The 22,143-nt window shown below is 38.5% G+C and carries 20 protein-coding genes and 1 tRNA gene; 4 read left to right on the top strand and 17 right to left on the bottom strand.

From position 1 onward, the window contains the following. Positions 1-64: 64 nt before the first annotated feature. The 6 genes from EWU22_RS07840 to EWU22_RS07815 form a co-directional block, all read right to left on the bottom strand. The gene (locus tag EWU22_RS07840) at positions 65-1,081 is read right to left on the bottom strand and encodes a threonine aldolase family protein (RefSeq protein WP_130925109.1); all 1,017 of its coding nucleotides are present in this window, start codon (positions 1,079-1,081) and stop codon (positions 65-67) included. A gap of 4 nt (positions 1,082-1,085) precedes the next feature. Next, complete coding sequence (locus tag EWU22_RS07835) at positions 1,086-2,234, bottom strand: Lnb N-terminal periplasmic domain-containing protein (RefSeq protein WP_130925108.1); 1,149 nt, start codon at positions 2,232-2,234, stop codon at positions 1,086-1,088. A 6-nt stretch (positions 2,235-2,240) separates the two neighbouring features. Continuing rightward, positions 2,241-2,912 carry a 16S rRNA (cytidine(1402)-2'-O)-methyltransferase gene (rsmI, locus tag EWU22_RS07830; protein WP_109322778.1) on the bottom strand — a complete coding sequence of 224 codons (672 nt, stop codon included), beginning with the start codon at positions 2,910-2,912 and terminating at the stop codon, positions 2,241-2,243. Between the two features lie 186 nt (positions 2,913-3,098). Then, positions 3,099-3,186: transfer RNA gene (locus EWU22_RS07825), tRNA-Ser, on the bottom strand. Between the two features lie 21 nt (positions 3,187-3,207). Further along, positions 3,208-4,014 (bottom strand): tRNA (adenosine(37)-N6)-dimethylallyltransferase, encoded by an 807-nt coding sequence (locus tag EWU22_RS07820; protein WP_130925107.1) that lies wholly within the window; start codon positions 4,012-4,014, stop codon positions 3,208-3,210. A 45-nt stretch (positions 4,015-4,059) separates the two neighbouring features. After that, positions 4,060-4,971, bottom strand: a complete 912-nt coding sequence (locus EWU22_RS07815; protein ID WP_145962624.1) for a hypothetical protein — start codon at positions 4,969-4,971, stop codon at positions 4,060-4,062. Positions 4,972-4,996: 25 nt separating this feature from the next. On the opposite strand from EWU22_RS07815, the gene kduI reads away from it, so the two are divergent. Next, a complete protein-coding gene (gene kduI / locus EWU22_RS07810) occupies positions 4,997-5,827 on the top strand; it encodes a 5-dehydro-4-deoxy-D-glucuronate isomerase (RefSeq protein WP_130925105.1) in 831 nt (276 codons plus the stop codon). Between the two features lie 2 nt (positions 5,828-5,829). After that, complete coding sequence (locus tag EWU22_RS07805; protein ID WP_130925104.1) at positions 5,830-7,725, top strand: glycoside hydrolase family 88/105 protein; 1,896 nt, start codon at positions 5,830-5,832, stop codon at positions 7,723-7,725. On the opposite strand, the gene EWU22_RS07800 is transcribed toward EWU22_RS07805, so the two are convergent. From EWU22_RS07800 to EWU22_RS07790, 3 genes are read right to left on the bottom strand one after another with little or no spacing between them, the layout of a single operon-like run. Next, positions 7,722-8,375, bottom strand: a complete 654-nt coding sequence (locus tag EWU22_RS07800) for a DNA/RNA non-specific endonuclease (RefSeq protein WP_130925103.1) — start codon at positions 8,373-8,375, stop codon at positions 7,722-7,724. The two genes, EWU22_RS07805 and EWU22_RS07800, sit on opposite strands and share 4 nt — an antisense overlap. A 9-nt stretch (positions 8,376-8,384) precedes the next feature. Continuing rightward, entirely contained in the window at positions 8,385-9,164 is a 780-nt protein-coding gene (locus tag EWU22_RS07795; protein ID WP_231962821.1) for a carboxylesterase family protein, read from the bottom strand. Between the two features lies 1 nt (position 9,165). Beyond that, entirely contained in the window at positions 9,166-11,088 is a 1,923-nt protein-coding gene (locus EWU22_RS07790; RefSeq protein WP_130925102.1) for a beta-N-acetylhexosaminidase, read from the bottom strand. 123 nt (positions 11,089-11,211) lie between these two features. Between EWU22_RS07790 and EWU22_RS07785 the strand changes: the two genes are divergently transcribed. Next, positions 11,212-12,453 carry an ammonium transporter gene (locus EWU22_RS07785; protein ID WP_130925101.1) on the top strand — a complete coding sequence of 414 codons (1,242 nt, stop codon included), beginning with the start codon at positions 11,212-11,214 and terminating at the stop codon, positions 12,451-12,453. A gap of 18 nt (positions 12,454-12,471) precedes the next feature. Continuing rightward, complete coding sequence (locus EWU22_RS07780) at positions 12,472-12,813, top strand: P-II family nitrogen regulator (protein ID WP_130925100.1); 342 nt, start codon at positions 12,472-12,474, stop codon at positions 12,811-12,813. Positions 12,814-12,917: 104 nt separating this feature from the next. Here the strand turns inward: EWU22_RS07780 and EWU22_RS07775 are convergent, their stop codons facing one another. The 8 genes from EWU22_RS07775 to EWU22_RS07740 all read right to left on the bottom strand — a co-directional run bounded on the left by EWU22_RS07775 (position 12,918) and on the right by EWU22_RS07740 (position 22,138). After that, positions 12,918-13,592, bottom strand: a complete 675-nt coding sequence (locus EWU22_RS07775; protein WP_130925099.1) for a hypothetical protein — start codon at positions 13,590-13,592, stop codon at positions 12,918-12,920. Between the two features lie 40 nt (positions 13,593-13,632). Further along, positions 13,633-14,067, bottom strand: coding sequence for a VOC family protein (locus EWU22_RS07770; RefSeq protein ID WP_130925098.1), 435 nt, complete (start codon positions 14,065-14,067; stop codon positions 13,633-13,635). 51 nt (positions 14,068-14,118) lie between these two features. After that, a complete protein-coding gene (locus tag EWU22_RS07765) occupies positions 14,119-15,159 on the bottom strand; it encodes a virulence RhuM family protein (RefSeq protein WP_130925097.1) in 1,041 nt (346 codons plus the stop codon). A gap of 81 nt (positions 15,160-15,240) precedes the next feature. Next, entirely contained in the window at positions 15,241-16,605 is a 1,365-nt protein-coding gene (gene mnmE / locus EWU22_RS07760) for a tRNA uridine-5-carboxymethylaminomethyl(34) synthesis GTPase MnmE (RefSeq protein WP_130925096.1), read from the bottom strand. Beyond that, a complete protein-coding gene (locus tag EWU22_RS07755; protein ID WP_109322748.1) occupies positions 16,605-16,889 on the bottom strand; it encodes an SCP2 sterol-binding domain-containing protein in 285 nt (94 codons plus the stop codon). The genes mnmE and EWU22_RS07755 overlap by 1 nt, the downstream gene beginning before the upstream one ends. Before the next feature lie 64 nt (positions 16,890-16,953). Beyond that, positions 16,954-19,872 carry a PD-(D/E)XK nuclease family protein gene (locus EWU22_RS07750; RefSeq protein ID WP_130925095.1) on the bottom strand — a complete coding sequence of 973 codons (2,919 nt, stop codon included), beginning with the start codon at positions 19,870-19,872 and terminating at the stop codon, positions 16,954-16,956. Positions 19,873-19,878: 6 nt separating this feature from the next. Then, positions 19,879-21,588 (bottom strand): GMC oxidoreductase, encoded by a 1,710-nt coding sequence (locus tag EWU22_RS07745; RefSeq protein ID WP_130925094.1) that lies wholly within the window; start codon positions 21,586-21,588, stop codon positions 19,879-19,881. Between the two features lie 10 nt (positions 21,589-21,598). Beyond that, positions 21,599-22,138, bottom strand: a complete 540-nt coding sequence (locus EWU22_RS07740) for a gluconate 2-dehydrogenase subunit 3 family protein (protein ID WP_130925093.1) — start codon at positions 22,136-22,138, stop codon at positions 21,599-21,601. Between the last annotated feature and the right edge of the window lie 5 nt (positions 22,139-22,143).

Raw genomic sequence — 22,143 nt, 5'->3', positions numbered from 1 at the left:
AAAAAAGTCAATAATTCAACAATTCTACTCAATCAATTAAACAATGCCAAAGAAAAGAATTGAACTATGACTTGATGGCTTTTTCAAAACGACTTAAGTCCTCATCACCAAACCCTAAATGAGTAACAAACCGAATGTATTCAGTACCAAAAGGTGAACATTTAATGCCTTTTTGAGCTAATTCAGCTACTTTGATGGTGGAATTTAAACCTTCTCGTATTTTAACAATCACGATATTCGTAACCACAGGTAATGTTGATTCTACCCAAGGTAATGTGGAACAAATTTCCGAGATAGCTTTCGCTCTTTGGTGGTCTTCTTGAAGTCTTTCCACTTGGTGATCTAATGCAAATATCCCCGCAGCAGCAAGCATTCCCGCTTGTCGCCAACCTCCACCTAATCGTTTTCTAATCCTCTTAGCTTTTTTAATAAAAGCTTCATTACCAACCAAAACAGACCCGACAGGTGCTCCCAAGCCTTTTGACAAACAAATCGAAATGGAATCAAACCATGCCCCAAATTGAGATGGAATTTGACCAGTTACAGCCATGGCATTAAATATGCGTGCACCATCTAAATGAAGTGGTATTTCTTTTTTCTTACAAAAATTTGAAATTTCATCTAAGCTTTCACTGCTGTAAACACTTCCCCCTCCTTTGTTCACCGTATTTTCCAAACTCACCATAGCACTTTCACAGGCATGTATATCATCCGGTGAAATAGCTGCTTCAATTTGAGATTTAGTCAAACGTCCTAAATCCCCTTTCAATAATTTAACAGAAGCACCTGCATTGGCCATGATACCTCCACCTTCATATAAATAGATATGCGATAACTCATCACAAATCACTTCCTGACCTTTTGAAACGGTAGCCGAAATAGCCATTTGATTACTCATCGTTCCCGATGGACAAAACAAAGCGGCTTCTTTATGGAACATATTAGCCAATTTGGACTCCAAAGCCAATACACTCGGATCTTCTCCAAAAACATCATCCCCTAATGGTGCCGAAAACATGGCATCGCGCATCCCTGGGGTTGGTAAAGTGAAGGTATCACTTCTCAATTCAATGATTTTCATGAAGCTATTTGGAATAAAAACGAGATAAAAAGAACAAACGAATCAATAAGGGCAAGGCAATAATAAATAGGCCATAAAAGAGATAACCTGAAATTAAGCTGGCAATAAAAGCGACAAGAAAGGCCAATCTGACGTATTTGAGCCAAAATCCTCCAGTTGCATTTTTAGCAAACCAAAAGACCAAGGGGAAATGTATCGGCCATAATATCAAACAACTTACATTATAGGACATCACTTCATGATCGGTAGCTGTAGCCAAAAAGAATATCAACATCCCGAATAATCCATAAATAAGAAAAAGAGCAATATCCAAGCCAAAGAGCAAGCCTTTCTTATGCGAAAAGCGTAAGGATAAAAACACCAAAACAAGCGATAATGTCAGCAATACAGGAAGAGGTCCAAAGGGATCAAAACCAGTCATAGGATTTGGCTGAGATTCGAACAAGGTCAAGGATGCTTCTACCAATTTTTGATTATTGAAGCTTGCTTGAGCTGTAGCTATTTCCAGATTATCAGGCAAATAACAAGATTGAGAAGCATTGGCTTTTACATCAGAAGGTAAACCCAAAGCCATGTTCATCCCAAAAGTAACCCAAGCAGTAGTAGGCAAATATCGGTTCATCCAATCCCGATAAGAAAGTCCTTCCAAGCGGGTCATTTTATCCCATGGATATGCACCTGGGGCAGCCTGCTCAAATATATCCCGAATACGGGTGGCGCAGTTGTCATAGAAAAACTTATATTGATAATAGCGGTTTTCAGGCAGGTAATTCTTTTCTAAAGCTTGAAATATTTGATTACGTTGAGCTTCACTCAATGCTAAAACCTGTTCCCTTAGTGTTCGATTCTCGTACTGTGAATAATAATTAAGCACATCGGACATATTGTTGTATGACAAAGAATAGGGCAAAGTGCCTTTTAAAAATTTCCAATAAAAATTTTCAGTTTGAAAATCAAATGTACCATAGCTATATGCCCTATCTAAACCTGTAGCTGGGTCATATACACGAATTAGGGTATGTCCAAAATAGGAATACAATTCTGTACCAGGAGCAATCGTCACCAAGGACACGCGCGATTGTGAACTTAGACTATTTTGGGCCCAAGTTGAGCTCATCAAACAGCTCAGAAACAACACATATAAATACTTCATAAAAGCTTATTTACCAGCAATAATTAAAACCATTTCGCCTCTAACTTTATCAGGATGTTGATTCAAATACAATAATACTTCAGCCGCCGTTCCTCGAATCATTTGCTCATGCATTTTAGATAATTCTCTTGCAAGCATAACCTGCCTTGCTTCTCCTAAAAACTCCACAGCTTGTTCCATCGTTTTCACAATTCGATGAGGAGATTCATATAGCACAACTGTCTTATCTTCTTCAGCAATAGCTTTCCAACGCGTCTGACGACCTTTTTTGTGGGGCAAAAATCCTTCAAAAATAAATCGATCGCAAGGGAATCCTGAATTCACTAAAGCTGGGACAAAGGCTGTGGCTCCCGGTAAAGTCTCCACCTCTATTCCTTGTTCTACACAAGCTTTGACCAATAAAAAACCAGGGTCTGAAATCCCTGGAGTACCTGCATCGGATACTAAGGCCATCGACTTCCCTGCTAATAACATCTTAATAACTCCTGCAACCCCAGCATGTTCATTGTGCGCATGGTGTGCAAATAAGGGCTTATTGATGTTTAAATGTTTCAATAGTTGACCCGTATTACGCGTATCTTCAGCCAAAATACCATCCACTTCCCCTAAAATCCGAATAGCTCTTAAGGTAATATCTTCTAAGTTTCCAATGGGTGTAGGAACAATGTATAATTTCATGCAATGAAAATACTACATAAATATGAATTTCTTGGGAGGAAGAACAATTATGAAGAATAATTTACCTTCCCTTAAGATTCGAAAAAGACAAGGATAAGATGGATTGATGAAATGTTATTAACCACCAATGATGTCAGGCAATTTGAAGATTTTAAAACAAAAAAAGCGCAAATTTCTTTGCGCTTTTGGTAGAGGGTGAGGGATTCGAACCCCCGGGCCTGTAACAGCCAACAGTTTTCAAGACTGCCTCGATCGACCACTCTGACAACCCTCTGTCTCAAATTGAGAATGCAAATTAAGGCCTTTTTTCGATTTTAAGCAAGTCCTTTGACAAAAAATCCTTAAAAATTAATTGAGAAATCATCCAATCGACTGCTTCTGACCGCGTTAAATTTTCAGGAATCCATTGAATATCAATACCTGAACGTTCCATTTTACGGAAAAAAGTCATTTGCCTTTTAGCAAACTGATGAATGGCTACTTCTAGTCCTCTTTCCAGTTCATCTCGACTAATTTTCTTTTCTACATAATCAGTTAACCATTTATACTCCAGTCCTAACCAACGTAAATCGGCTGGCTTGACACCCTCATTTAGCAGATTCTCAACCTCTTGTATCATCCCTTCATCTAAGCGCTGAAATAGTCGTTTCGAGCAATTTGTTCTTCTTGTATCCCATGAAGGCTGTAATCCAAAAACGATGCTTGAACGATCCAATTTCAGAGGTGAATCTAAAAATGGAGGAGGGCTAGAAAATTGATAGCTAGCCAAAACTGCGTCGATGTACAAGCCCGTACCCCCGCATAAAATGGGATATTTCTTATGATCATCAATGACTTTTAATGCATCAAAAGTATCCTTCTGAAAATGCGCCACAGAATATGGATCTCCTACTTCTAAAATATCGATTAGATGGTAAGGGACGACATTTTCGTCTTGCCCATATTCCAATAAATCTTTTCCAGTTCCAATATCCAAACGACGATACAATTGCCTAGAATCGGCTGAAATTATTTCTCCTCCGATTTTCCTAGCTAATTCTACTGCCAAAGCAGTCTTGCCACTAGCCGTAGGTCCAAGAATAGTAATAAGTGGAAGTGACATAAAAATCAGATAATCAATTGGCAAGGATTCTTGCACAAAATTGCGTCAATTTTCTGGAAAATAGATGCGTAGTTTTTTATTTCCTGCAGTACAAACGGTCGCCTCATCCCAAGAACGACAAATGACTCGGTCTCCTTGGTCGTTTATGTTATATAAAATAGGCTTAGTCAACTGGACTTCTTGAAATCCAATCGATTGATAACCTTCGCCCCTATTCCATTCCAAATCGATGTAGGTCATGATATTATCCACCTTTTCTTCTTGCTGATAATATTGAATCATCTTACTCAATCCGCCGACAATACGTGTTCCTAAAATAGAACAAAAGCGAATTAGCTCACCTGAAAGTTTTCCTTCAAAACCTTTTTCCTTCATCAGCATGGGTTTTGCAAAGGCAGCCACTCCCACCAATTTTTGCTCTCCCAAAAAGTATTCACTTGATATATTCCGAAATTGACGATGCAGCGGTACCACTAAACCATAAAAACTTTTAGCTTGTACTTTACCTAATAGATGCTCTGCTTCTAAAAATGTATTGGCTATATCTTTAGCAATAGGAACAACCCGTAAATCTCGAGCAAAAATGGACTTATAGCCTAATTTACGGTATTGAAAATATTTCTTAATCCATTCGAAATGCTTGTACCAAATATCTTCCCAAATTCTAATCCATTCTTTTGATCCACCTGTTTGCTCTACATACTGTTTTTGCCAGGTTAATGTATCTGTATTTTTCTTCATTACTTGGTAATCGGCCAAAGAGATACATTGAACATAAATTGAAAGCTCTGGCAAATACAGGGTGCTAGGACTACTATCTTTAACTATTTCTACCGTTAACTCGATTTCCCTAAAAAAAGAGGACACATCATCATAGAAATTAATAGGATATACCATCATGCCATTAGAAATTGCGCCTAAAGATAGCTGCAATTTGAGTAGAATATCTTCTGTCATCTCTTTCTAAACTAAAATTAATCACATGAACTATCGATTTGAGGCGAGTAGAAAAGAAGTATCCACCTTTACTAATCAAGAATTAAGGGACCAGTTTTTGGTTGAAAATATATTTGAAGCAAATCAAATTCACCTTACTTACACCATATATGACCGCATGATCATTGGTGGTGCAATGCCTGTATTGGGTGATATCAAATTGCCTAACCCTGAAAAATTAAAGGCCAATTTTTTCCTTGAACGCAGAGAATTGGGAATTATCAATGTAGGTGGACCAGGAATCGTGAAAGCGGATGGACAAAACTTCGAAATATCTAAATTAAGTGCCGTGTACCTAGGTAAAGGAACACAAGACGTAAGTTTTAGTTCTGTCTCAGCCAACGAGCCTGCCCAGTTCTATTTACTTTCTTCACCTGCACATGCCACCTACCCTAATGAAAAATTAGACCGAGAAAATGTGGTGACAGTCAATGTGGGTTCATTGGAGAATTCCAATCATAGAACCATTTACAAATACATTCACCATGATGGGATACAATCTTGTCAATTGGTCATGGGCTTAACCATTTTAGAACCTGGCTCTATCTGGAATACCATGCCTGCTCACGTGCATGACCGTAGAATGGAAGCCTATTTATACTTTGATGTAAAACCTGGTCAAGCTGTTTTACATTTAATGGGTGAAACCAAAGAAACGAAACATATCTGGGTTCAAAATCATCAAGCTGTGATTTCCCCACCATGGTCAATTCATAGCGGCGCAGGTACTCAAAACTATTCCTTTATTTGGGGTATGGCTGGTGAAAATAAAGATTATACTGACATGGATTTTTCTGAAATTACTGAACTACGTTAAATATGAAAAAAGCGCTTTTAGGTATTCTTAGCTATTGTTTACTAGCTCCAGCTTGGGCACAAAACACTCCATACTCTACTCAAATGGCACAATCTTTGATGCATACACATCAAGATTCCATCCAGGTTAAAATTGGGAAGCCCGCTACTTGGGATTATGAACAAGGCTTATTCCTAAAGGCGCTTGAACAAGTTCATCAAAGAACCGGTGACGCTTCTTACTTTCAATACATTCAGAAAAATATCAATAGTTTTATCAACGAGAAAGGAGATATTCGCACGTACAAGTTTTCTGAGTTCAACTCTGATAATATCACCACAGGCAGACTACTACTTTCTCTTTATCAGGAAATAGGAGAAGATAAATACAAAATTGCAGCAGAGCAATTACGCTTACAAATCAGCAAACAGCCTAGAACGAAAGAGGGAGGATTTTGGCATAAAGATCGCTATGCAGACCAAATGTGGTTGGATGGTTTATACATGTTAGAGCCATTTTATGCCGAATACAGTCATGTTTTCCATGAAAACAATTGGGATGATATTGCTCTTCAGTTTCAACTGATGTATAAAAATGCCAAAGACCCTAAAACGGGACTTTTATATCATGCTTATGACCATGAGCGCAAGCAAGCTTGGGCAAGTAAACAGACAGGATTATCTCCTAATTTTTGGGGAAGGGCCATGGGCTGGTATGCGATGGCTTTAGTGGATGTATTGGACTATTTTCCTTTGCAACATCCTAAAAGAAATATGCTGATTAAGCAATTGAATGAATTAAGTGCTGCGCTTGTAAAAGTGCAAGATCAATCTACTGGACTTTGGTACCAATTACCCATATTAGGTACTCAAAAAGGGAATTACCTAGAGGCATCCTGTGCCAATATGTACGTATACGCCTTTGCGAAGGGGGTTCGCAAGGGCTATCTTCCCTCCTCTTATTTGGCTGCATCTCAAAAGGCTTATACTTCTATCCTAGAAAAATTCATCACCAAAGATGCTCAAGGTTATATTCATTTGGAGAAAACAGTGAGCGTGGGTGGATTAGGTGGCACACCTTACCGAGATGGTAGTTTTGCTTATTATATGTCGGAGCCTTTAAAAACAGATGATTTAAAAGGCGCAGGTCCTTTCATAATGGCCTCTTTGGAAATGGAAATTGCTAAAGAATTAGGTATTGGAAAAGGTAAAAAGGTGGTTTTAGATTATTATTTCAATCATGAATTCCGTAAAAATAAACAAGGCAACATAGAGCGATTCCATTATACTTGGGAAGATAGAAAAGATTCGGGATTTCAATTATTAGGAGTTCAGACGGAGCAATTGGGTGCTAAAATTGATAGTTTAACTCAAGCTCCTACTGTGAAAAACTTAGCTGGGGCCCAAGTTTACATCATCGTAGATCCAGATAGCCAAAAAGAAACAGCAAAACCTAATTACATGCGTACCCAAGATGCGGATGAAATCGAGAAATGGGTAAAAGCTGGTGGAACATTAATTCTCTTGGCTAATGATACAACTAATTGCGAAATACCGAAATTCAATACCTTAGCTAAAAGGTTTGGAATGGAGTTTGTGGGTCCTAACTTAAACATGGTTCAAGGTAAAAACTGGCATCAAGGCACCTTAAATATATCAGCCAATAATCCTGTTTTCAAAGGATTGAAAAAAATCTACATCAAAGAGATTTCAACAATCAAGCTTTCTGGTCCTGCCAAATCCTTAGAAGATCTACAAGGTTATTGTGTAATGGCTATGGCTCATGTAGGTAAAGGAAAAGTATTTGCTTTAGGTGATCCTTGGATTTACAATGAATACACGAACAATCGTCGTATACCATTGGAATACGAAAACTTCCCAGCAGCTAAGAAATTGATGGAATGGGCCTTAAAACCCTAAGGAAATCGCAACCCCGTCATTTTCTCTAAATTAGTTTTAGAGGTGGCAAATGTTTGCCAGTTTGGATGCAATTCATGAGAATTGGGAAATAATAGATACCAGGTTTTTTCCTGACTTACGACTACTTTCCAACAATATTTGGGGATAACTACTTCGTTCCCAATTTTATCTAATACGCCTAGACCACCGGCATAAATAGTCAATTTTTGGCCTCTTTTGGCCAATTTTCGACAATAGGCTTCTAAACGCTCCCATGGACCACGATTTAATTCGGGAGTTTGAGGAATCATGTTGGACATTTGAAATGTCTCTGCATTTAGAAAAGAGCTTGAAGACCGATCTTCAGAATTACACAAATGCCCCCTGTCGTAACCACTGTGTTTATAATCATCCGCTTCTATTCTTTTAAATTGCCTTGGTAAGTCCTCATCTTGCCTAAAACGATTGGATCTAGGCACTTCACCTATATCCGAGGCAGTCAAAGTCCAAGCCACCCAATTGGCTTTCCCTTGCACCCCATCATAAGACATCACATAGCCTTTCTTAACCTGTAAATAGTTGGTTGTTGAGGCCGTAGATGCCCCTGAAATATTAAAAATACCTCCAGGTAATAAAGCTACCTGGAGGTATAGTAAGATGCTTAACAGCATAATTAGTTATTATTTTTTGTGAGAAAACATCCAAGAAAATAATTCAGGTTCTTTGAATGCATTATCCCATGAATTATGATTTACCCCTGGATATTCGGTATAAGTAGGATTGGCACCCGCTTCTTTTAAGGCAGCAACTGCCTCTCTAGAATGTCTTACTGGTACCACTGCATCAGCATCGCCATGGAAAATCCATAAAGGTAGTTTTTTGGCATATTTTTTAACAAAATGCAAATCAGCTCCTCCACAAATGGGAGCCGCAGCGGCAAACATTTTAGGGTTTCTTGAAATGGCTTCAAAAGTACCCATTCCTCCCATGGACAATCCCATGATGTATAAGCGCTTCTTATCTGCCACTTTCTCCTTGACTAAGCTTTTGACAATATTGACAGCAGCTGCCAAAGGCCAATTGGGTTCTTTAGGATATTCAAATATGAAAGTTGTCGGCTTGGTGTTACGATCAATTTTCACGGTAGACCAATAGGAATTAGCTGGACATTGCGGGAATATCACAATGGCAGGGTATTTCGATTGATTGCTAGGATCTAAAAACAATTTGGATCCATGTGTCAATTGTTTTTCATTGTCGCTCCCCCTTTCTCCAGCCCCATGCAAAAACAAAATAACGGGGTACTTCTTCCCTTTTTCCATATTGGAAGGGTAAAGAATTTGATATGGCAAAGTTTGATCAGGACCAAAAGCTAATTCTCTTTTTTCAAATATAGCTTGTGAAAATGCGCCCAGGCTTAGGAATAAGCCACATAATAAGAAAAGGAATTTCTTCATCATTTTATTTCTTTAAACGTTTTTTCAAATCTTCAATAGATATAGTCATCATCCGACCTACTTTTTCTTTGCCACGGTAAGAAATCATCCGCATCTCTAAAGCATCCTTTGGAATAATCACTTTACCTGTGGCAGCTGGATAAAAGTTATCTGGATATGAGTAATCAAAACTATAGTGAACAGATAATGGATTCACTTCAGTGCTTAATTCTACCCACAATTGACCTTGCTCATTTTTCCCAACTTGAATGATGGCATCATACATACTTGGAGCATATTTCTTTTCTGCTTGGTCAAAACGACCAAAATGATGTTCAACACGGCTAACAAAATTATCCCAATTTCTATTTTCTTGTGGAGACCACAACGCTTCAGATACTGCCCATGCACGAGGGAATAACATGTACTGTAAATGACGGTAAGTAAATAATTGCTCTGACCATAAATTAGCTTGGCCGCCTTTCACTAGCTTGGCATCAACTCCCTCAGGTACCGGATTGAAGGCATAAGAATCACGCAAACGAACTGTTTCATAGACAGGTGGTTCGATAGCTGCATCGCCTTGCATTAAATCGACATAAACATGATTATTAGGAGTCATCACCACTTCGTGTCCATCCTTAGCAGCTTGAACACCACCAGCAATACCCCTCCACGACATCACAGCCGTGTTTTTTGGTAAACCTCCACCTTCTAAAATCTCATCCCATCCCATCATTTTCTTTCCTTTAGAAGTAATGATTTTTTCCAAGCGACGAGTAAAAAAGGCTTGAACCTCTTGCGGAGTTTTAAGGTTCTCCTTTTGCATCATGGCTAAAATTTGAGGATTCTTTTCCCAATAGTTTTTAGGGCATTCATCTCCTCCCATGTGAATGTATTCAAAAGGGAACATTTCGGCTACTTCGGTAAATACTTTATCTAAGAAGGTATAGACCTTCTCATTAGCAGGACATAAGGTATTGTCTTGCAGAGCAACGGCATGTCCATGTGACCAATCGATAAAAGGTTCGCCCGAAATAACTTGATAATTCACCGCTTCAGGAGTACAGGAAAGTTCTGGATATGATGCAATAGCGGCCATGGAGTGACCAGGAACATCGATTTCAGGCATTACATTTACAAAACGTCCTTTAGCATAAGATACAATTTCTTGAATATCTTCTTTGGTAAAAAATCCACCTTGGGTGCGGGGTTCATTCGGTTCAGGCTTAGAAAATTCGGTAAAACGACCCACCTTAGGGACATTCCAAGCACCTTTTTTTGTCAAATTGGGGAAAGATTTAATTTCGACTCTCCAACCTTCATCATCAGTTAAATGAAAGTGTAAAATATTGTATTTATAAGCTACCATCTCATCGATGAACTGTTTCACCTGGTCTTTATTGAAAAAGTGCCTTGCAACATCGAGCATCAAACCTCTCCATGCAAAACGAGGATAATCCGTTATTTGCGCAAATGGAATCTTCCATGAAGGTTTAATAATAGACTGATTTGATTCTATTTCTTTAGGCATCAATTGGATCAAGCTTTGAATACCATAAAATATACCTGCTGGTTTGTTGGCAGTAATGACAATTCCCTTTGCATTTACAGTTAAAGTATATCCTTCATTACCCAAATTAGCAATAGGCTGATTCGATAAAACTAAGCGAATTTGTGCTAAATCAGCTTGTGAACTTGCATCCCAAAGCATCTGTACCTTTCGCATAGCTGTCTTTTCTAAACGATCAGTCAAATTTTTAACGGCTACTTGCAAGTTTTCATTTTTGGGTGCAGCAATGATAACCCGGCTCGGCAAACTATAAAAACCTTGAGGATAAACAGCTTTTACAGGAATAGGAATTAAGGGGGCTTGTTGAGCTAAAAGTGATACATGTATGCCTAGTAGTAAAAAAGCTACTTTTGCAATGAATTTAGAATTTAACATAAGTTTTAAATAGATTTTTGATAAAAAACGTAAAAATTTTGTTTTAAAGGGTTAAAAAATAAGGCCATTTTCGAAATTTTAATATAATTTCGCAGAAATAAGGTTAAAAACAGAAACAAAATCATGAATAACACCATTTCCCTTGCGGCTCAGCAAGTCGAACTTACACATGCTATTGATACTGTCTGGGTGGCACTTTGTGGAGCGCTCATTTTTCAAATGGAAGGAGGCTTTGCTCTATTAGAAGCAGGCTTTGTCCGTTCAAAAAACGCAGTTAGTATCATTGCCAAAGTCATGATTGACATCATGTTTGGCGGAATAGCCTTTTATGCAGTAGGATTTGGTATTGCCTACGGAACAGGTTTATTCGATTTCGGAATCAATTTAGGAGATTTAGGTTTAGGTCTCACCATTTCCAATAAATTATTTTGGTTTATTCAAATGGGATTTGCCATTGCTGCTATTTCCATTGTTTCTGGAGGAGTAGCAGAACGAATGAAAATGTGGGCATACGCCATTTATGTAACTATTTTCTGTGCCTTTATGTATCCATTGGTAGCGCATTGGGTATGGAATCCACAAGGTTGGTTTGCCTTGAAAGGATTTAATGATTTTGCTGGATCGGCAGCTGTACATGCCATGGGTGGATTTGCCGCTTTGGCTGGTGCTATTGTTTTAGGACCTAGAATTGGAAAATATAATGAAGATGGTAGTATTAATGCTATTCCAGGACATAATTTAACCCTATCTGCAGTTGGTGCTTTTTTACTTTGGTTTGGTTGGTTTGGATTTAATCCTGGCTCTACGTTAGCAGCCGTTGGTAAATGGGATTTAATTGGATCAGTAGCTACCAATACCTTTTTAGCATCAGCAATGGGCGGTATCTCTACGATGTTGTACACTTTTCTTCGCTATAAAAAAGTGGACATCACCATGGTTATCAATGGAGTTTTGGCTGGCTTAGTAGCTGTAACTGCTGGCTGTAATGTGGTTAGCCCTGAAAGTGCCTTAGTCATTGGATTTGTTGCTGGTATCTTGGTAGATGTGGCGGTTGTATTAATTGACAAAATGCAAATTGATGATCCAGTTGGGGCAATTGCCGTACATGGTGTGAATGGTTTTTTTGGTACAGTAGCGGTCGGCTTATTTTCAGAAAAGAATGGATTATTGACTACAGGTCAAAGTGAGCAATTGTTGATTCAATTGATGGGAGTAGGTGTTATCAGCATCTTTTCTTTTAGCGCTACATTCGCGATATTTAAGCTACTAAAGAGTACCATCGGTATCCGATTAAGTTACAAAGCAGAGTCGGCTGGTATTGACGCCGTGGAATTTGGAGTTGAATCATATACCACATTTGAATAAGCAGAAAGGGAAACACACATGAAAAAAGTAGAAGCCATAGTTAAGCCATCTAAATTAAAAGCCATCCAAAAAGGGCTAATTGATGCCAACATCCCTTGTATGACCGTTGTTCCTGTGCGTGGAGCGGGATTACAACAAGGCTATTCGGAGATTTACCGTGGTACAGAGAAGTCCTTGATTTTACTTCCCAAGGTGATGATTATATGCGTAGTAAGTGACGAAAATCTTGAAAAATGCATTGATGTCATTTTAGATAATGCCTCAGAAGGCAATACTGGAGACGGCAAAATATTCATTTATGATGTGCAAGATGCGATTCGTATCAGAACTAGAACTAGAGGAGTGGAAGCAATAAGGTAATTGGAAATGGTAAATTGTGAATGGTAAATGGTAAATTGTGAATGGTTAATTACTGAATAGAATATAAACTTCGATATCAATCAATATAATTTACCATTCACAATTTACCATTCACCATTAATTCTCTTGGTTTTCATCCTTATAAACATCTCCTCTGAATACCATTGATATTGCCTCGTTTTTTTAATCATGGGGGCATGGGATCGAGAACGGTAAGCAAAGGCATCCAAGGCCTGCACATTTTCCCACAGACTGAATGTTGCTTGTTCAAACAAGGGAATCTCCCCTACTCCTTTAGCGTAAATAAGGCCGGCTTGATTTTCAATACCTCGACTAGAAGAGGGCACATTCATCCAAAATCGTAAAGCTTGTGAGCGACGGATGCTAGCACGCGTAATAACGGCCACTGGTCCATCCCAAGGCTCATGATCTTCTTCAAATTCAAAAGGTTGTAAATTATTCCAAGTACCATGTCCTTTCCATGGCGTGGCATCCCATCCTGAAATCGATTGACATAAACCTGAAAATTCGAGCCAGCGTTTATCATGTTCAAAAAAATGCTGCGCAGCATCTTCTTTCTCCCAAAGACCTAAAAAAGCATAGGTGCCCCAATCTGGCCAAATAGAAAAGCCTTTCCCAGCTCCTGTTCCTAATTGTTTAGCAAATAGTAAACCATCAGCTTGCCAAGGATTAGTTCTCAATTTCCCCATCAAAGAAAAAGCTTTAAGCTTTTGTCCAAAACCTGCAATATGAAAAAACCGAATGGTGATGAATTGCATGAGTCTATTTTCTAGGAATCGACGAGGTTTGGTTCACTTGCTATTTGGCTGTAAAGGTAATCATCCAATTGATACCAAACTGATCGGTTAAAGTCCCATAATAGGCACCCCAAAACATATCTTGAATAGGCATGGTGATGACAGCACCATCTGACAATCCATCAAAAATTCGTTGCGCTTCTTCTTTACTATCTGGTTCCACACAAATGTGCATGTTATTACCTGTGCTTACACTAAAACCCAGCTCAGCAGGAGCATCGCTAGCCATCAAGATATGATCATTCAATAGAGGTAGTTCTATGTGTAAAACCATGTGCTGAATAGAATCGGGCACAGGAGGTTGATTCTCATCAACTGGCAATTCGCCAAAACGTTGAATGCCATTGACAAACTCGGTCTTGAAAATCGATTGATAAAAGAGAAATGCCTCTTCTGCATTTCCAGGAAAATTGACGTAGGTGCTGATTTTGGGCATATATTTATACTGTATAGCTTACCAATTCATTAATTTGAAAGTTTTATATTTTCACAAATTTTTACCACTAGTAGATTTGGTAGAGTTAACTACCTTTTTAACATGATTTTCAAAATCACTTACAAAATTTTGGTCTTGAATTACCCTAAATTTTGCAAACTCTTTTTCTACCAGTTTCATTGCTACCTCGTGGCTTACTTTTCCTGCATCTTTAAGTATTTGATATTCGTTGAATTGCAAGAAAGCATCTAATCTTGTTACCCAGTCTACCATCTTCATTGGTACTTGCCTTTCGGCTTGCAGTTCTGCAAAATCTAAATACATGCTAACGATACGCTCCAACTCTTTGATTTCTTTTTCTTGCATATAGTTTTTTGCTGTGCCAATATCACCTTTTAATACTTTGCCAGTGGGTGCATTTTTCCAAGTAGTTAAACCCATATTGGGTTTACTGGCATCAGCTCTTTGTGCTATTAGTTCGGCTGCTGTTTTGCCTGTAATAGCCCAATGCAGTTTGTTTTGAACTGTTTTAAAAAACAATTGTGTTATTTCTGCATCCTTATTATAGTCTATACTGCACTGCTCATATATGTCCGTGATTTTGAGGTAAAAACGTCTTTCACTGGCTCTAATTTCTCTGATGCGTTCTAAGAGTTCATCAAAGTAATCTTTGCCAAAGCGCTTGCCTTGTTTCAAACGTTCATCATCTAACACAAAGCCCTTGACAATAAACTCCTTAAGCGTTTTGGTTGCCCAAATGCGGAATTGTGTCGCCTGATAGCTATTTATTCTGTAGCCTACGGCAATAATAGCGTCTAAGTTGTAAAAATCTAATTTTTCAGAAACTTCGCCCCTAAAACCTCTATTTACCACTGTTTCCATTTTGGAAATAGTCGTAGATGAAGTTAATTCACCTTCCGCATAAATATTAGTTAAGTGCTTACTAATGGCTGGTACTTTTACCCCAAATAATTCTGCCATGACTTTTTGGGTAAGCCAAAATGTTTCATTATTAAAAACTACTTCAATATTCACATGACCTGCTGGGGTGGTGTAAAATATGATGTCGTTACTTTGCATAATCTCTGGCATAATAATTTGAATCCTAGAATTAATTTGCAAGTATTAAAATTTGCATAGATATACCAAACATCAAGAATCTTACTTATAAAATCACTTCCCAATACAAAACTTCCCAAAGATGTTTTTCAATAGGTCGTCGTTGGAGATGGCCCCTGTGATTTCGCCTAAGTGGTGTAAGGCATACCGTAAGTCCTGAGCAATTAAATCTCCTGTTAAATTAATTTTTAAAGCAGCTAAAACCTCTTCCAAGGTTTCCTGCGTCTGCTTTAATTTCTCGTAATGGCGCAAATTGGTAACCATCGTTCCTGAGTTGGACACTTGATTTAAACCAACTACATCCAATAATGTTTGCTCAAAATCCGCCAATCCTTGACCAAATTTGGCCGAAATGGCAACGGTAGGAAAACCCATCGCTTCCCAATCTGCAATGGCAGGTTGGTTCTCATCGACTTTGTTTAATACCAAAATCAAGGGGATGTCTAATTCAGCCATCTCCAACAAAGTAGCTCGAATGTCCTCTGGTTTATCCACACTCACATCCACCACATATAAAATCACTTGAGCCTTCTTTACCCAAGCTTGCGTTCGTTGAACTCCTTGGGCTTCTATCAAATCTGTTGTATCTCGCAGTCCTGCCGTATCTACCAAGCGGAATCGAATACCACCTAATACCCACTCATCTTCCAAACTATCTCGGGTAGTTCCTGCAATATCAGACACGATGGCTCTCTCCTCTTTTAATAAGGCATTTAACAAGGTGGATTTACCAGCATTGGGTTTTCCAACAATCACAGTAGCTACGCCGTTTTTAATGGCATTTCCCGCCTTAAAACTAGCTACCAAAGGCCTTACTTTATCTAACAGCTTGATTACCAAATCCTCCAAATCTTGGCGATCCGCAAATTCTACATCTTCCTCACCAAAATCCAACTCCAGTTCAATCAATGATGCAAAATGGATTAGTTCCTCGCGCAAAGCAGCCAATTCTTGCGAAAAGCCTCCCCGCAATTGATGCAAGGCTGCAGAAGTAGCTGCGGCTGAGTCAGCGGCAATAACATCCGCTACCGCTTCTGCTTGAGCTAAATCAAATGCTCCATTCAAAAAGGCTCTTTGTGTGAATTCCCCCGCTCTAGCTAATCTAGCTCCTTTTTCCACAAATAATTGAATGATACTTTCTTGAATATAGGGCGAACCATGGCAAGAAATCTCAATAACATCCTCTTTGGTATATGACTTAGGGCCTTTGTATAAACTAATCACTACCTCATCATAGACTCTTCCGTTGGACTCAATACGTCCATAGTGTAAAGTATGTGGAGCTTGTTTGGATAAATCTTTGTTTGGGAATACCTCATTAACCCATGTAATGGCCTGATCACCCGACAAGCGAATGACACCAATAGCACCTACACCCAAAGGTGTAGCTAGGGCAATAATTGTATCCTTAAAATCCATTATAGCAAGTTTTGTAATTTCATTGCCACCGACATATCTCCAGAAATCTTGATTTTCCCGGTCATGACAGCCATCATCGGGTTTAAGTCGCCCGACATCACTTTACTGAAATTTTCTACAGTGGCAGAAATAGTACAATCAGCTTCTTCATTTTCATTCGTTACTGTTCCGTCATTTTTTACCACAATGATTCCTTCTGGAAAAGCAAACTTAAATGATACGCCTAAGCCGCCTTTTTGTGCAGCCATGGTAGCAATTCGATCGTTGATGTCTTGAAATGTCATATTATTTTTCTAAATGTGTCAATAAAAATCAAATTTAAGGCATTTATTTCCTTAATAAAAAAACCTATACCTCGCGGTGACAAATCCCTTTAAAGTCGCAATACTGGCAATCTTCTAAATTAGCTGTTTTCTCAAAAGGGGCTAATGGATCTATTAATCTCTGAACCCAATGCGAAACCAATTGTTCTGATTCTTTCAAAAATGCAACTAAAGGTTGATTCTCACTAAATTCAATATTCTCTGTTAAAACTTTTGGGCCCAAATTTCTAAATGAAATGATACCTGGCTGAATTTGAATATTCTCTGTTTGGATTTGCTTCAAATAGTCGACTCGCTCTTCGCTTGGTTTAAGCAATTCTGTACCCAATAAAAACTTATATAACCACAATTGAAAAAGCTTTTCCTTAATATCTTCGGAAGTTAATTCCGACATAAGATCTTCTCCAATCTTTAAATCCTTTTGCTCTACTTTACCCGTTTTGTAATCAATAATCCGAATAGTATTGGTACCCAAGCGATCCATTCGGTCTATTCTTCCTTTAATTTTTACAGGCCAAGTTTCTCCATCGACCGAAATATTAACCATGGTCTCTAAACTTCCCTCCACAACTAAAAGTTCAATAGCTTGGCTTTCCCACTGCGGTGAAGCTTGCAAATAATTTTCTAAAATCGTTTTGGCAACTTCCTTCAACACATAATTAAAGCCTTTCTCTAATTCAAATACCCCTTTTTCTTTCTCTATTTCTCGAATGGCCTGATTCAAATAATCATCCAAATGGTTGATTTTATCGTTCCAATCCACTTGGTCCAAGTTCCCTTGATATTTTTCAATTATTTCAGAATCGATGATTTCTAAAACTTTATGAATCCAAGTCCCAAAAACATCAGCACCCATATCATCGTCACTCTGTTTTTCATCTCGCAAGCCCACTATTTGAGAGAAATAATATTTCATAGAACAGGTCATCAACATAGACACAGAGGATGCAGATAAGCCTCTTTTTTGAAGTCCATCTTTGATCTTTTGCCGCATATCCCCCGTTTTTTCAATTCGGTTCACATGCTCTTCTCGCTGCACTTTTGGTTGACCTAATTGCAATATGGGCTCTTCCAAAATCAGATTAGGATTCTTCTTTTTCCAATCAAATCGAATTTGCTTGATGAAACGACTCATTTCCTTGATGTTCGATTTTTCGGAAGGTTGTACATAACAGAGTATTACTTCTTGTGCTCGCTGCAATAATCGATAAAAGTGGTAAGACGTAACGGCATCTGCCTGAGTAAAAGTTGGAAGTAAAAAATAGGACATGTTGGCTATGTCCGTTGGGATCAAGCTTTCTCGCTTTCTTGTTCCTGGTAATGAACCTTCATTCAATGACAGAATGATTACACGGTCAAAATCCAAGGTTCTTGTTTCCAGTAAACCCATGACATGCAAGGTTCGGGAACTATGATCTGGTCCCTCAAAAGTCAACTTTTGCTGTTGCAGTAATTGCATTAACAAAATTTTCCCACTTTTAAATGAAATGGGAGATCGATCTTGCATGGAAGTCTCCAACGTTTCGCAAACATCAAATGCTTGTTGAATGGCTTGAGCTTCTTCATCCCATTCATTAGCAGGATATGCACGTAAAATTTGATTTATAAATCCTTTGATATGCCCTAATATTTCAGAAAAATCAGATTCGACATTAACTAAAACATGATGTAGTAAAGGAATATTGATCGCTTTAATCGTTTCAAAGGACACATATAAACTATCAGTACCCAATTTTGACTGGAGCAATTGACTATCTACTATTGGATTCTGTTTGGACCAGTATTTCACATAAACTTGAACTAATGGGTGGTTCCAAAGTTTCATAAAATGCGACATAGGATATCGTCCATCTAGTCCCCTTTGAGTCAATTCCCACCATAAGGTAATCAAAGAAAACACCTGTGTTTTTTTGATGGAAAAGCCCATGGTGATGTTTAGTCTATCTTTGAACTCACCGATATATTGGGTCACTTGATCCAAAAGAGACTCGTCTCCCAGTACCAAAGCAACCTGTTCTTGATCTCCATTTGTATAAGCCCATTGACGAATCGCCTCCATGGCCACATAAATCTGAGCAGATGGATTGGCGACGCCTAAAATTTGTACTTTTTTAGGGTCTTCCAACAAATGTTTTCCCATCCAAAGGAAAGGCCCACGTGCTAAATAATCTTGAGAAGCTGGATGAGCATAGTTTCTCAACCAATTGCCAGCCCTATGAAATTTGTTTTTCACATAATATTCATCGGCATCCCAAAGTGTTTCAGCTAAACCTTGTTTCAATAATAACCGGATAATCTCCTCTTCTGCTTTGGACAATGCATTAAATCCGACAAAATATATTTTTTTGAACTTTTTAGTGAGGGCAATACCCTTTTCTAAATTCTCAACCAATCTACGATATGCCATGCCTCGGTACACTAAACCAAGCGATTCCAGACGGCTTTTAAGTCGCAAATAAACTTCCAGCAAATAATCATAAAGCTGAAAATATGCTTTAGTATTTTCTGTGATGAATTTTTCAGGATGATCTTCGCCATATTCTTGTCCCCAACGCTCCAGTGATTTGGCTTCCGATAAAAAAGAAAATAACTGTACAGGGTCAACTAAATAAAGATCTAATACATCAAAATCCTTCAACATTAATTGACCCCATGAAACAAATCGATCAAAATCCACTTGCTGATCTACTTCCTTAAAACAAGCAAAAGCTTCCATCAATAAGGAAATGGGATCCATAAGCTCAGAATCAGTCATTTGCAGAGCAAACTCCTCAATGGTCATAATTTTAGGGGAAAGAAAAGGTCTTTCTCCTAACTGAGCCAATTGTGTTTTAAGGTAAAGCGCTCCACGTTGAGATGGCATCACAATGGCCACTTCACGTAATTCATCAAAACCATGTTGGGTTATGAGGTGTTCCGCTGTCTGCCTTAAAAATGATTTCATACTGTCTTACAAATTTCCCTTTTTCATTTCTTTGACAGCATAATCCACGGCTCTTGCAGTAAAAGCCATGTAGGTTAAGGATGGGTTTTGAGTTGATGTTGAAGTCATGCTAGCACCATCTGTTACAAACACATTTTTCACATGATGCATTTGGTTCCATTTATTCAGCAATGATGTTTTAGCATCAGCCCCCATTCTAACTCCACCCATTTCATGAATATCTAAACCTGGTGCTTGTTTGGTATCCCGATGGCGAATGTTTTTAAAACCAGCTTTGGTGTACATTTCCGTAAACTGGTCGATAAAATCTTGCACCATTTTATCATCATTGTCATCATAAGCTACATTAACATGCAAAATTGGCATGCCATTCTCATCTTTTTTCAACTTATCCAGTGTGACTTTATTGGATTCTTTCGGTATGGTCTCTCCCATCATGTGTGAGCCCGCATACCACATTTGATTCATTTTGGGGTTTAATAAGGAATTTTTCAAGCTTTCCCCTAAACCTTCCCGATCAGTACTTGAACCTCTTCCTGCATTCATACCGGCCGCATAGCCACGTAGGAAATTGGTTTCTTGCTTATACAAATTACGGAAACGAGGAATATACCCAGAATTAGGGCGTCCACCTTCCGTTTTATAATCCAAATAACCTTCATATTCAGCTGAAATAGAGGCACGGTAATTATGAAAAGCAATATGTGTACCTAATAAACCAGAATCATTTCCAAGGCCATTCGGGAAACGATGTGAAGTTGAATTCAATAAAATCAAATTGGTATTTAAAGCCGCTGCAGTAACAAAAATCACTTTGGCATAATATTCAACCATTTCTTTAGTATGAGCATCAACCACACGAACACCAACAGCTTTTTGTTTCTTCTCGTCATAAATGATAGAATGCACCACCGAATCAGGACGTAAAGTCATATTACCCGTTTTAGCAGCCCAAGGTAAAGTCGATGCATTGGCTGAAAAATAGCCCCCATAAGGACATCCCCTTTGACACAAATTTCTCCCTAGACATTGTGCTCGGCCTTGTTGATAGTGAATATCCTGAGGTTGAGTTAAATGCGCACATCGACCAATAATCACATGACGGTCATTATATAGACGTTTAATTTCCTTTTGAAAGTGCTTTTCAACACAAGTCAATTCATGAGGTGGCAAAAACTCCCCATCAGGAAGTGCATCTAAGCCATCTTTATTTCCTGAAATCCCTGCAAATTTCTCTACATGGGAATACCAAGGATCTAATTCTTTATAGGTTATTGGCCAAGGGGTCGCAAAACCATCTCGCGCAGGTCCATCAAAATCCAATTGAGACCAACGCTGTGTTTGTCTAGCCCATAAAAGAGATTTCCCTCCTACTTGATAACCCCGAATCCAGTCAAAAGGCTTATCTTGTTCATAAGGATGTTCTTTATCTTTCACAAAAAAATGCTTGGCATCTTCCCTGAATGCATAACATTTGGAAATGATGGGATTTTCCTTGATTTCTTCATCCGTCAATCGACCACGGTGGGGAAATTCCCAAGGAGACATTAAGGTGGTAGGATAATCTTCGTTGTGAGTTACTTTTCTTCCTCTTTCCAAAACCAATGTTTTGATACCTTTCTCACAAAATTCTTTGGCAGCCCATCCTCCTGCCATTCCTGATCCAATGACAATAGCACCATAGGTGCGTTTTTCAGTATTTGTTAAATAGTTCATTGCTATAAGCTTATGATTTTTTGACAGGAGCACAGCCGTTAAAAAAGCCTGGTGCCATGACATAATGATAGTATTTGACCATAATTTCTTCCGAGGAAGTATAACCCTGAATAGTTAATCCTTTTAGGGTTGACATGGCTTTTTGTGCATCAGCTCCAAGATTACCCTGAGCCATAGCAAAAAGGAATTGCTCTTTTTCTGCTTGGCTAGCTTGAGTCCAAGGTTTTTTTGCATAGGATTCAAATGAATCGGTAAATCCATCCACTACTTTTCGGAAAGTAGCTTGTGCAGAAATTTCGTAGCAATCATCCAACATAGTTTTTATAAACACGGGAACTCCTAAACTTACCGCTCCAGGAATTGTAGATTCAGGGATGATAACTCCCACCCATTCATTCAGTTGTTGGTCTTGTTTCGAAGTCCAAGGTTTAGATTTCTCCGATGTCTGTTTTACCGGAATTTTTTGAGCCGAAAGGTCGTAAAATACTACCGTACCTAAGGTGGCTAAGGCCATTCCCTTGACCCATTCTCTACGAGAAATTGTTGTCATGTATT

The sequence above is a fragment of the Aquirufa nivalisilvae genome, from assembly GCF_004307455.1.
Classification (GTDB): domain Bacteria; phylum Bacteroidota; class Bacteroidia; order Cytophagales; family Spirosomataceae; genus Aquirufa; species Aquirufa nivalisilvae.
This window is presented reverse-complemented; position numbering and strand designations above follow the sequence as displayed.